The sequence below is a fragment of the Bacillus sp. AR2-1 genome (assembly GCF_008368755.1).
GTDB classification, from domain to species: domain Bacteria; phylum Bacillota; class Bacilli; order Bacillales; family Bacillaceae_G; genus Bacillus_A; species Bacillus_A wiedmannii.
The window spans coordinates 96,188-106,599 of sequence record NZ_QORY01000030.1; the positions used below are offsets into that span (position 1 = coordinate 96,188).

The following is a 10,412-nucleotide window of genomic DNA, read 5'->3' on the forward strand; positions in this document are numbered from 1 at the left end:
ATATAAAGCACATTTATTGACCGGAAAGTCATTAATGCTTATCATTTAATAATGTTAAATATTAATTTGCATAATATAATAGAAGTACTGGAAAAATCAAAAATTATATGGCTTAAGTAAGGAGGGTATGAATTATTAAATGGTAATTTCATAGGAAAAAGGAGATTAAGTATGAAATCATTTCGCAAATTATTACATTATTTAAAACCATACATGTTCTTCGCGATTATTGGACCACTATTTATGGTACTTGAGGTTGCGATGGACTTAATTCAACCGACTATTATGCAACATATTATTGATGTAGGGATAGCGAATCGTGATTTGAATTATGTAATAAAAATGGGGCTTCTTATGATAGGAGCTGCAGCACTCGGTTTAGTTGGAGGACTTGGGTGTATGATGTATTCTACAAAAGCAGCTGTTAATTTCGCTACAGACATACGAAAAGATGTATTTGCGAAAGTAGAAACATTTTCTAGTGAAAATCGTGATTCATTTGGAACTGGGAAATTATTAACGATTGTGACAAATGATATTACTTCTATTCAATCGGCGATGACGATGACATTACGTGTACTTGTTCGTGGTCCTTTGTTATTTATCGGAAGTATAATAATTGTTTTTGTAACAGCACGCGAGTTATTTCCTATATTACTTGTGGTTGTTCCAATTTTATTACTTGCGATTATATTCATTGCAAGTAAAGCGAGCGGAACGTTCAAAAAAGTGCAAGAAGCATTAGATAAAGTGAATACAAAGCTACAAGAAAATTTATCTGGAGTACGTGTTATTAAAGCGTATGTAAGACAAAAATATGAAATTACTCAGTTTGGAAATGTTAATACAAATTTAACGAAGATAAATATTCGAGCGGTGCAGCTTATTTCCATAATGATGCCAATCATTATGTTAGTTGTAAGCGGCGGGATTGTCGCAACATTATGGATTGGTGGAGAAAAAGTATTTGATGGAACGCTTCAAGTAGGAGCTATTTTAGCGTTTATAAACTATTTGAATATTATTTTAATGTCACTTATGTCTATAAGTATGGTATTTATGCAAATCGCGCGAGCATTTCCATCTGCGGATCGTGTACGGCAAGTTTTAAATACTGAGGTTGATATTACGACGGAAACAAATGCGGTTGCACCTAAGCAAATCGAGGGACAAATTGACTTTAAAAATGTTAGTTATAGTTACACGAAAAATAATGAATATGTTTTAAAAGATATTTCATTTAACATATGTAAAGGTGAAAAAGTAGGAATTATCGGTTCTACAGGAAGTGGTAAATCTACTTTAGCAAAACTGTTACCGCGTTTATACGATGTTGTTCAAGGGGAAGTATGCATTGATGGAATAAATGTTAGAGCATACGATTTACAAAAACTTCGTGCTTCAATCGGGTTTGTACCTCAAAAGGCATTATTGTTTTCAGGTAGCATAGAAGAGAACTTACGTTATGGTAAAGAAGATGCAACGAATGACGAACTGGAAGTAGCGGCTTCATCAGCTTGTGCGACTGAGTTTATTAACAAGTTGGAAGATTCATATCAATATCATTTAACACAAGGGGCGACGAATTTATCAGGTGGACAAAAACAACGTGTATCAATTGCAAGGGCACTTGTGAGAAAGCCATCCATTCTTATATTAGATGATTCTACATCAGCAGTTGATGCGAAATCAGAATCTAACATTCAATCGGCATTAAGAACAGAATATAAAGGAACAACAACATTATTAATCGCCTCTAAAATTTCATCTATAATAGATGCTGATAAAATTCTCGTTTTAGATAACGGTGAATTAGTAGGTGATGGTACACATGAAGAATTGTTAGAACAATGTGAGGTATATCAAGAAATTTATCTTTCCCAAGGTGGCAATTTACATAAAGAAGGTGGGAAAGAACATGCGTAATTTTCAAGGGCAATTTGCTAATAAAGGTGGGCGTAACGCGCCTAAAATGGGTGAAGCTAGAAACACTAAAGGAACTGTATTGCGAGTATGGAACTATATGGGGTATCAAAAGGCTGCTCTTACGTTCGTTATATTTTTAGTATTTGTTACGACGTTACTTGGGTTATTAGGTCCTTATTTAATGGGAGTAATTATAGATCAATATATTGTACCGAAAGATTTAAACGGTACGGCGAGAATGTGTTTGTTACTTATCGCGATTTACGGTGTAACAGTATTGTTAACTTGGCTACAAACATTTGTCATGGTTAACGTTGCATTAAAAACAATACAAAAAATACGACAAGATATTTTCGAGAAAATCCAAACGCTTTCTTTACGGTTCTTTGATGTACGTTCTCAAGGGGATTTAATGAGTCGTGTGACAAATGATATAGATAATTTGAATCAAGCGTTAACACAAAGTGTTGTACAAATTATTTCATCAGCATTAACCTTTATAGGTGTAACGATTGCGATGTTCGCATTAGATTGGATTTTAGCAATTGTTACATTAATTACAGTACCTATTATGTTTTTCGTTACAAAAAAATTAGTTGCTTATAGTGGTAAAAACTTTGCAAAGCGTCAACGAGATTTAGGAGAATTAAATGGTTTTATTGAGGAAGCTATAACAGGAGCGGATGTTACAACGTTATATGGGAAAGAAAAAGAAACCGTACAAACTTTCAATAAAATTAATGAACAATTAAGAGTTTCAGCTACGAAGGCGGATACATTTTCAGCTTTTATTTTTCCAAGTATGAACTTTATAAATAACTTAGGTATGGGGCTTGTAATTGGGACTGGATCAGTAATGGTTTTAAATGGAATGACAACAGTAGGTGTCATTGCAGCTTTTATTAATTATTCTCGTCAATTCTCAAGACCACTTAGTCAATTCGCAACTTTAATGAATACGATTCAATCGGCAGTTGCTGGTGGAGAACGTGTCTTTGAAATTATGGATGAAGTACCAGAAATCCAAAATAAAAAAGATGCGTTCATGGTACAAAATTTACAAGGACATGTTGCACTTGAGAATGTTACATTCGGTTATGAGGAAAATAAAACGATTTTAAAAGAAGTGAGTCTTAAGGCACAGCCAGGGGAGACAATTGCTTTAGTTGGTCCAACTGGATCGGGCAAAACAACAATCATTAATTTGCTAACTCGCTTTTACGATATACAGCAAGGGCAAATTCATATCGATGGAAAAGATATAAAAGATTATGATATTAATTCGTTGCGAAGTAAAATAGGAGTAGTTTTACAAGATACGTACTTATTTGCTGGGACGATTATGGATAATATTCGTTATGGTCGATTAGATGCTAGTGATGATGAAGTAATCAATGCAGCTAAGGCAGCATCTGCACATTCTTTTATTAAACATTTACCGAATCAATATGAAACAAAAATTGCTTCAGAAGGATCGAATTTAAGTCAAGGACAAAAACAACTTCTTGCGATTGCGCGGGCGATTTTAGCAGATGCAGATATATTAATTCTCGACGAAGCAACATCAAATATTGATACGAGAACAGAATTGCAAATTCAAGAAGGACTAAATAATTTAATGAAAGGTCGAACAAGTTTTGTAATCGCTCATCGACTGAAAACGATTGAGAAAGCAGATCAAATCCTTGTTATAAAAGATGGAAGTATTTTGGAAAGAGGGAATCATGAATCTCTTATGGAAGATAGAGGGTTTTACTTTGATCTGTATACGAGTCAGTTTAAAATTTAATAAAAACTTTTATAAGGTGCGGTTTCTCCAGGAAGGAGCAACCGCATTTTTATATTTGTAAACATTACTATTTAAATATTCGTTCACTAAATGTTTTAACTGCGTCTTTCTTGCATACAAAGTAAAACATACGAATGGTGGCAACCTTAATGAGTATTTCACGTTCTATTTAAATGTTTTAATGATTTATTAGATAATACAATTTGAATTTTATTAAAAAAAGACACTGTTTCCAGTGCCCCAACTTACTACGAGAGTTTTATGAGGAAACTTAAATAGGTGAATCTAAGTTTCTCTATAATATATGAAACTACAATTAGAAAATCACATATTTTTTAAAGGAGTTAATGGGTAATTGTACGTGCTAAAATCTTTATTAAAAATATCCTGTACTAATTGGATAGTTTCATGGTCATAAAAGCTATCGTATGTTGGGAGGCGTGGGAATAAAGGATCGGTAATATCAGCATCTGCAAAATTACCTCTAAAAATCGCCCTGTCTTTCTGATGATGCCATGATTTGGTTAGTATGTGTAAAGGAGAAGTTTTTAATTGATATGTTTGTTCTAAGCGCTCAATTTCAGTAGAGAAATTTTCAAGGTAGATATACTTTGTAACAAACTCTTCCTCACCTGGTTCATATTGCTGCATTAAATGTGGATCTACTTGTTCTAAATCTATCATTTGCTCTTTTAAGTAGTAGAGAAAGATTTTAAATGAAATAGGTTTATTACAAAATTCATTACCATAATAAAAATTCCGAATAGGATTCCATGCTGGGGTTTCTATGTAAGGGGGGGCAATTAGTGAAAAAAATGAACTTACAGCTCTTGTATAGGGGTTTCTCACTAATTTATAGGTATCTTTTCCGTTTGTATATAAAGCTGCAGCTAGTTCAATAAAGTAGTCCGAGGAGTTTTTGTATATTTCATTTTCATAATTATGGATGAAAGAATCGTATTTTATGGCTTCTTTAAATAAATTTATTTGATAAAAAAACCAATGTGCAAGAGAGGTACAGCCACTTTTTTGACTCCAAAATAAAATCAAAGGGAAGTTAGAATTAAAGAGGGGAACGCGTCCGTATTTAATAATATTTGAAAAAGACATTATTAGCCTCCATTCAGTTATGTCAAGTACTTTTAGTTTATGAATAAAAAACTTGGCATATGAACAAGAAAAGAGAAGTAGAATAGATAATTTAAAATAATACAAATTTAAAAATAAAAGAGTTATTTGAAAAGAAAAAAAGAGCTTACAAATGGATAAACTCTTAGAAAAAATAGGTTTTATGAGCACAGAATTACCATATACCTTATGTTTTATTCTGCATGATCGTGAAAATAACATTGAATAAAAGGAGCATATATTTAAATGTGCTCCTTTAAAAGGTGGCAGCTCACAAGGCCTAATTTATAAGCTGAATACGTGTGCAGCCCGTATTTAAAAAGGACAGCTAGCAAAAGCTAACTGATAAGCCTTCGGGTATGAAGGGGAAACAGAAACTATATATACATTATTAACGGGATATTGGCTTTTATTCGGAAGTAGAAGAAATAAATAAGTTTAGGCGGTTCCAACTTGGCTTTGGTCGGCAACATCAGAATCAAATGTGTTGGTTGCACTAACACCGTTAAATGTATTAAGCACAAAAGCAACATTAGATGCACCCGAACCATTATAAGCTTTTGTATTTTCTTTTGGAGAAACATTATAAAAATCACCTAAGTTGAAAGAACCGTTACTATTTTGTACAACCATATTTCCGACAATAGATGGCATAACTTTCACCTTCTTTCCTAGGAAGTATTTAAATTAGTATATGGTGTATGTGTCTAGTGGTTCATATAAAACGGAGAATTTTGAAATGAAGTTTAATTGAAAAACCAATAAAATAATCCTTTGAATAGAAAGCGAGGTTAAAAGAATGGGAGGTAATGTAAAGCTTTTAAATGATGATGGGATATTGGGTATGGAGTTTAAGGAAAGAACGATACGTATTTATAGCACAGAAGGTAATGTGATGGAATTACTTTCAACAAAAGAACGGCTTCAAGAGGATATCGATTTTCTTGAAGAATGTAAAAAGGAAATGAAGTAAAAGTTCAATAGAGTAAATCGAACGGAGGGGGACCGTATCGTATGAATCAATTGTCATTTTTTGAGGACATCGATGAAAAGGAAATGCGAAGACTTGTGGTGAAGGAGCTGAAAAACTACAAAGCATTGTGCGTCTGGATGAAAAATCAAGAAGATCAGGAAAATTAGCGAAGAGAATGTGTTTATAAGTTAGTACATTTATATATTGAAAAACTAGTTAAGCAAGGAGAAATAAAGGAAGTAAAAAGAAGCGGAAGAAAAAGATGATTCTGTAAAAAGCAACCAGTTGGGTGCTTTTTCTTTTACACAAAACAAACGAACTCAATGAAAAAAACAGCGATGTATGAGATTTTTATACTAGTCAGTTTAAAATTTAATATAGTGCGGTTTCTCTAGAAAGGAGAAACCGCACTATTATATTTGTAAAGATAATTAGAAATGTAGAGTTGAAACTTATATATATACGAATTGTTAGCAAAAACTAGCAACTTCAGTGACAGGTGGAAGAAATAATTTACGTGGTATTGTAATAATCTCAAGAGCCATCTGAGCTGAATAGAGAAGTATTGGAGTTAATTCTAAAGCGTGAGTTAATAATAATATAAAGCTTGTTAGGATTGCAAAGCTCCCCCAAAAGAAACTTTTTGAAATGTTACGGAAATCTTTTATTAAGGAAAAGAAAGAAACAAATGCTGTAACAAAGAGAATCAAAAATTTATATTTATCAGCCATTAAACCCCTCCTAAAGAACAGTAGCTTATATTATAACGTATTTTTATGTATTATAATAAAAAGATTTCAAAATAAACAGTTTAAATGCGTAAAAACCACAACTGAAAAATATTAGTTGTGGTTTTTATTTATGAGTCCTTTGCTTTAGAAAATAGATAATCTAGAATTAAAAATTAAAAAATAGATTAGTGCCCTTATTATTGTTTGCTGGAGCTTTACTGGATATTTGACCGGACAATAAGACGAGCTTTGAATATATTAATAAAAAAGGGGATGTTGAACAATGGCTAGATATAGTTTACATGGAGGTCACAATAGTATTGTACAGGGTGCAAATTATGGGAATCGGAAAGAACATATTATGGATCGACAAGTTAAGGATGCAGTTGTTGCTAAATTAAGAGCAGTAGGGCATACAGTTTATGATGATACTGATGAAGTAGGGACAACACAAGCGCAAAATTTAAATAACATTGTATCTAAAACAAACTCACATGATGTAGACTTAGTAGTTTCATTTCATTTAAACTCATATGATACGAATGCTAATGGTGTTGAAGTACTGTATTATGACCAACAAGCTTTATCAGCAAAGATAGCAGCGCAACTTTCAAAAGATATTGGCTGGTCAACTCGTGGCGCGAAGGAGCGAAAAGACCTTTATGTATTAGCGAATACGAAAGCACCTGCAATCTTAATTGAACTTGGATTTATCGATAATGAAGCAGATATGTCAAAATGGAATCCAGATAAGATTGCAAATTCAATTGTTTATGCGTTAACGGGGCAATCTGGCGGGACAACTCCGCCATCGAAAAAAAATATCATTCAATCAGGAGCTTTTTCACCGCATGAAACCCCCGATGTAATGGGAGCATTAACGTCACTAAAAATGACAGCTAACTTCATCTTACAATCGGATGGTCTAACATATTTTATCTCTGAACCAACTTCAGATGCGCAACTTAAAGGAATGACGGATTACCTTGATCGTAAAGGCTGGTGGTATGAAGTTAAGTAAAGATTTTAGTTTAGTGGAACAGAATATTTAAAAATCAATAGTCAAAAAAGAGGATTACTTATAATGAGTAATCCTCTTTTTATTTTATCTCGTATGAATAAGAGTAGATATAGAAGATTACCGCCTTAAAACTAAATAAGTAATGCATGTAAGCGGGAGGTTCATTTGGTATATCAGCTATATTTGTAAATCATACTTTTAAACAGAAATAAAATTTAGAGTTTGAATTTAATTGATTACAATTGAAAAAGCACTAAAAACTAATAAAACGGCCATAATGATGTTAAAAGATTTAGTATGTTTTAATAAAAGTTTTTGGAACATGGAACCAAATAAGCTCCAACTAAATGTACTCATTAACCCGACTACACCTAGAAATAATGAGAAGAGTAGAAAACTTGAATATGAATTATAGTAAGGGAGAATAAAAGTTGACACTACAGTCAGGCCGAATAGTATCCCTTTAGGGTTAACAAACTGAAGAAAAATCCCCACTGTAAATAAGTTTTTATTATGTTTTTCATCGGAATCTGTACTAGTTTTACTAGTGAGTATTTTAAAAGCTAAATATAGCATATATGCTACACCTAAAATTTTTAAAGGGAATTCGATTATGGGTAGGATATTAATTAGTACAATATTAAAGAAGCTACATAAGGAGGTGAGGATGAAAAAACCGAAAGCTACTCCAAAACAAAATTGCATACTCCTTTTTAAACCATGTTGATTAGCGTATGTCATAGCTAAAAAATTGTTAGGACCGGGTGTGAAGCTACTTATAAAAACAAATAACAAAAAAGAAAATATAGGCATTTCAAAACCCCCTAATGATTTGTGTGTGTTATAATGACCGAAAAGAACAATATAACGTGCGCTCTTTATTATACATAACGGTCGTTATATTGTATATAGTGTAGGGGTGTTTCTTATGGAAGAAATTCAACTTATTTTGGCGAAAAATTTAAAAACAATACGAGAGAAAGAAAAAATGAGTTTGGAAAAGGTCTCGCAATTAACAGGTGTGAGTAAAACGATGATTGGACAAATTGAACGAGGGGAGTCAAGTCCAACATTAACAACGATATGGAAAATTGCTAATGGTTTGAAAGTGTCTTTTACTTCTTTAATCAATAATCCGCAACCAGATACGAAAGTTGTTTTACGAAATGATGTTCAAGTATTATCAGAAGACAATGGGAGATATAAAGTGTATCCTTCTTTTCCTTTTCAAGATGATAGGAACTTTGAAATCTATACGGTTGAAATTGAAACAGAAGGAAAATTAAGTTCGGAAGGCCATAAAGAAGGGACCGAAGAATTTATAACGGTGTTTGAAGGGGAATTGATAATTGAAATAAATGATTGTCAATATACATTAAATAGCGGAGATGCAATTTGCTTTAAGGCGGATAGACCGCACTCTTATCATAATTCCGGAAGTACGCTAACTCGGTTAAGTATGACCATTTATTATCCAGCTGCATAAACTTACAATTGCATCAAGAATATAAAGAAATGTGTGTTGATAAACCATCTATAAGAGATGGTTTTATTTTTTAAAATTCATAAAAAAAGACACTCGTTTGAGTGTCGACATAGTATTGCTCTCGCGTATAGGATTGGAGTATGTTTCTCAAATACGTTTTGAGATGGTTCGCATTTTGGGAAACTGTCTTCTTATTCAATGTAACATTGGCAGGGAGAAGTGTAAATTGATAATGTATATACGGAAAATTTAGTATAGATGGTTATTACTATGAGTATAGTACAAATTGTTTTTATTGCTTAATCACTGTCGTGAAATTATTGAAATATTATTAGCTTTAGGAATGACGTAATAGTTACTACTTTAGCAGCTAAGAATGTTTATTATAAAAAAGAATGAATCATTTATTAATCGATTCGTATAATTGTTAAAGAGGCACCTGTTGAACCACCTCCAACTAAATTAACTATGGATAATACGCCGAATATTTGAAGGGAAATTGTATTACCAGCAATTAAATTGGTTATTAAATTATTATTATAGTTTGAAGTTGATATTGCGGGTGAAAAAATAGATCCGGGAAGTGGAGTCGAAGAGTTTAATAGTAGCCTTGTACCAGCAAGTAGAGAAGTTGTTGTATTAATTTGATAGGTTAAATAATATCTTCCAGTAACAGGAATTGTATATATATCATTTGTAGCGTTCACTGTAAAATTACCGAGACTTTGGTTATTAGAAAGTGGAATATTAGTTCCACCTAATATGACTGAGATGGGACCACCTAATGTATTATTAGCGAACATAGAGTTTATTGTAATAATGGGTCCAGTAATGCCTGTAGGACCGGTATTACCTGTGGGCCCAGTAGGACCTGTCAGTCTGTATGGAAGAATAATTTCAAGAGCCAGTGATAATAGTTCTTTTTTCATTTTTTCATTCTTATCTTGAATATAAATCACCTCATTTTTAAATTAGAATGTAACCGATTTAGTATTTTGAAATGGAATTATCATTTTATTATATTAATACTACTAGTTATAGCAACGGTAAAAAGTTTACTATATGTAAAAATCATTTGAGAATGAAAAAAGTAGTTATGAAATTCTTCTAAAATGATAGATGTATTATTTTGTTAAGTAGTAAACAAAAATGTGGAACGAGGTATTAAAGTGAAGCGAGAAAATAAATTATCAATAAATAAAGCTATGATAGAACCTGAAAACATTGGACCTACGTTTCCAGTTCTTCCCCCAATTTATATTCCAACGGGCCCAACGGGAATGACCGGTCCGACGGGTCCAACTGGTTTAACGGGATCACCGGGAGTAACAGGCCCGACCGGTTTAACGGGATCACCG

At 32.6% G+C, this 10,412-nt stretch carries 12 protein-coding genes; 7 read left to right on the forward strand and 5 right to left on the reverse strand.

The genetic code is table 11. From position 1 onward, the window contains the following. Positions 1–171: 171 nt before the first annotated feature. A complete protein-coding gene (locus tag DT250_RS27460; protein ID WP_149214009.1) occupies positions 172–1,926 on the forward strand; it encodes an ABC transporter ATP-binding protein in 1,755 nt (584 codons plus the stop codon). After that, positions 1,919–3,715 carry an ABC transporter ATP-binding protein gene (locus tag DT250_RS27465; protein ID WP_088063345.1) on the forward strand — a complete coding sequence of 599 codons (1,797 nt, stop codon included), beginning with the start codon at positions 1,919–1,921 and terminating at the stop codon, positions 3,713–3,715. Before DT250_RS27460 ends, DT250_RS27465 begins: the two co-directional genes overlap by 8 nt. A 324-nt stretch (positions 3,716–4,039) precedes the next feature. Here the strand turns inward: DT250_RS27465 and DT250_RS27470 are convergent, their stop codons facing one another. Together DT250_RS27470 and DT250_RS27475 are read right to left on the reverse strand one after the other, a co-directional pair. Beyond that, on the reverse strand, positions 4,040–4,825 hold the full coding sequence (locus DT250_RS27470; RefSeq protein WP_088063346.1) for a sulfotransferase family 2 domain-containing protein: 786 nt from the start codon (positions 4,823–4,825) through the stop codon (positions 4,040–4,042). 456 nt (positions 4,826–5,281) lie between these two features. Continuing rightward, positions 5,282–5,497, reverse strand: a complete 216-nt coding sequence (locus tag DT250_RS27475; RefSeq protein WP_088063347.1) for a spore germination protein — start codon at positions 5,495–5,497, stop codon at positions 5,282–5,284. 145 nt (positions 5,498–5,642) lie between these two features. Here DT250_RS27475 and DT250_RS31860 point away from each other — a divergent pair, with 145 nt between their 5' ends. Together DT250_RS31860 and DT250_RS32410 are read left to right on the forward strand one after the other, a co-directional pair. Then, positions 5,643–5,816, forward strand: coding sequence for a hypothetical protein (locus tag DT250_RS31860; protein WP_176551435.1), 174 nt, complete (start codon positions 5,643–5,645; stop codon positions 5,814–5,816). A gap of 41 nt (positions 5,817–5,857) precedes the next feature. Then, on the forward strand, positions 5,858–5,983 hold the full coding sequence (locus tag DT250_RS32410; protein WP_255294011.1) for a hypothetical protein: 126 nt from the start codon (positions 5,858–5,860) through the stop codon (positions 5,981–5,983). A 303-nt stretch (positions 5,984–6,286) separates the two neighbouring features. Here the strand turns inward: DT250_RS32410 and DT250_RS27480 are convergent, their stop codons facing one another. Continuing rightward, entirely contained in the window at positions 6,287–6,547 is a 261-nt protein-coding gene (locus tag DT250_RS27480; RefSeq protein ID WP_061672984.1) for a hypothetical protein, read from the reverse strand. Between the two features lie 283 nt (positions 6,548–6,830). On the opposite strand from DT250_RS27480, the gene DT250_RS27485 reads away from it, so the two are divergent. Beyond that, a complete protein-coding gene (locus DT250_RS27485) occupies positions 6,831–7,568 on the forward strand; it encodes an N-acetylmuramoyl-L-alanine amidase (RefSeq protein WP_088063348.1) in 738 nt (245 codons plus the stop codon). 228 nt (positions 7,569–7,796) lie between these two features. On the opposite strand, the gene DT250_RS27490 is transcribed toward DT250_RS27485, so the two are convergent. After that, complete coding sequence (locus DT250_RS27490; protein WP_088063349.1) at positions 7,797–8,381, reverse strand: LysE family transporter; 585 nt, start codon at positions 8,379–8,381, stop codon at positions 7,797–7,799. Positions 8,382–8,496: 115 nt separating this feature from the next. On the opposite strand from DT250_RS27490, the gene DT250_RS27495 reads away from it, so the two are divergent. Continuing rightward, positions 8,497–9,054, forward strand: a complete 558-nt coding sequence (locus DT250_RS27495) for a helix-turn-helix domain-containing protein (protein ID WP_088063350.1) — start codon at positions 8,497–8,499, stop codon at positions 9,052–9,054. 407 nt (positions 9,055–9,461) lie between these two features. Here DT250_RS27495 and DT250_RS27500 read toward each other — a convergent pair whose 3' ends face one another. Continuing rightward, on the reverse strand, positions 9,462–10,013 hold the full coding sequence (locus DT250_RS27500) for a BclA C-terminal domain-containing protein (RefSeq protein ID WP_088063351.1): 552 nt from the start codon (positions 10,011–10,013) through the stop codon (positions 9,462–9,464). Positions 10,014–10,223: 210 nt separating this feature from the next. Between DT250_RS27500 and DT250_RS32570 the strand changes: the two genes are divergently transcribed. Then, positions 10,224–10,412 (forward strand): exosporium leader peptide-containing protein (locus DT250_RS32570; RefSeq protein ID WP_304488584.1); only part of this gene is annotated, 189 nt, incomplete at its 3' end.

Coding starts and splice junctions, on each gene's coding strand:
- DT250_RS27460 (WP_149214009.1), top strand. CDS start 172: ATGAAATCATTTCGCAAATTATTACATTATTTAAAACCATACATGTTC.
- DT250_RS27465 (WP_088063345.1), top strand. CDS start 1,919: ATGCGTAATTTTCAAGGGCAATTTGCTAATAAAGGTGGGCGTAACGCG.
- DT250_RS27470 (WP_088063346.1), bottom strand. CDS start 4,825: ATGTCTTTTTCAAATATTATTAAATACGGACGCGTTCCCCTCTTTAAT.
- DT250_RS27475 (WP_088063347.1), bottom strand. CDS start 5,497: ATGCCATCTATTGTCGGAAATATGGTTGTACAAAATAGTAACGGTTCT.
- DT250_RS31860 (WP_176551435.1), top strand. CDS start 5,643: ATGGGAGGTAATGTAAAGCTTTTAAATGATGATGGGATATTGGGTATG.
- DT250_RS32410 (WP_255294011.1), top strand. CDS start 5,858: ATGAATCAATTGTCATTTTTTGAGGACATCGATGAAAAGGAAATGCGA.
- DT250_RS27480 (WP_061672984.1), bottom strand. CDS start 6,547: ATGGCTGATAAATATAAATTTTTGATTCTCTTTGTTACAGCATTTGTT.
- DT250_RS27485 (WP_088063348.1), top strand. CDS start 6,831: ATGGCTAGATATAGTTTACATGGAGGTCACAATAGTATTGTACAGGGT.
- DT250_RS27490 (WP_088063349.1), bottom strand. CDS start 8,381: ATGCCTATATTTTCTTTTTTGTTATTTGTTTTTATAAGTAGCTTCACA.
- DT250_RS27495 (WP_088063350.1), top strand. CDS start 8,497: ATGGAAGAAATTCAACTTATTTTGGCGAAAAATTTAAAAACAATACGA.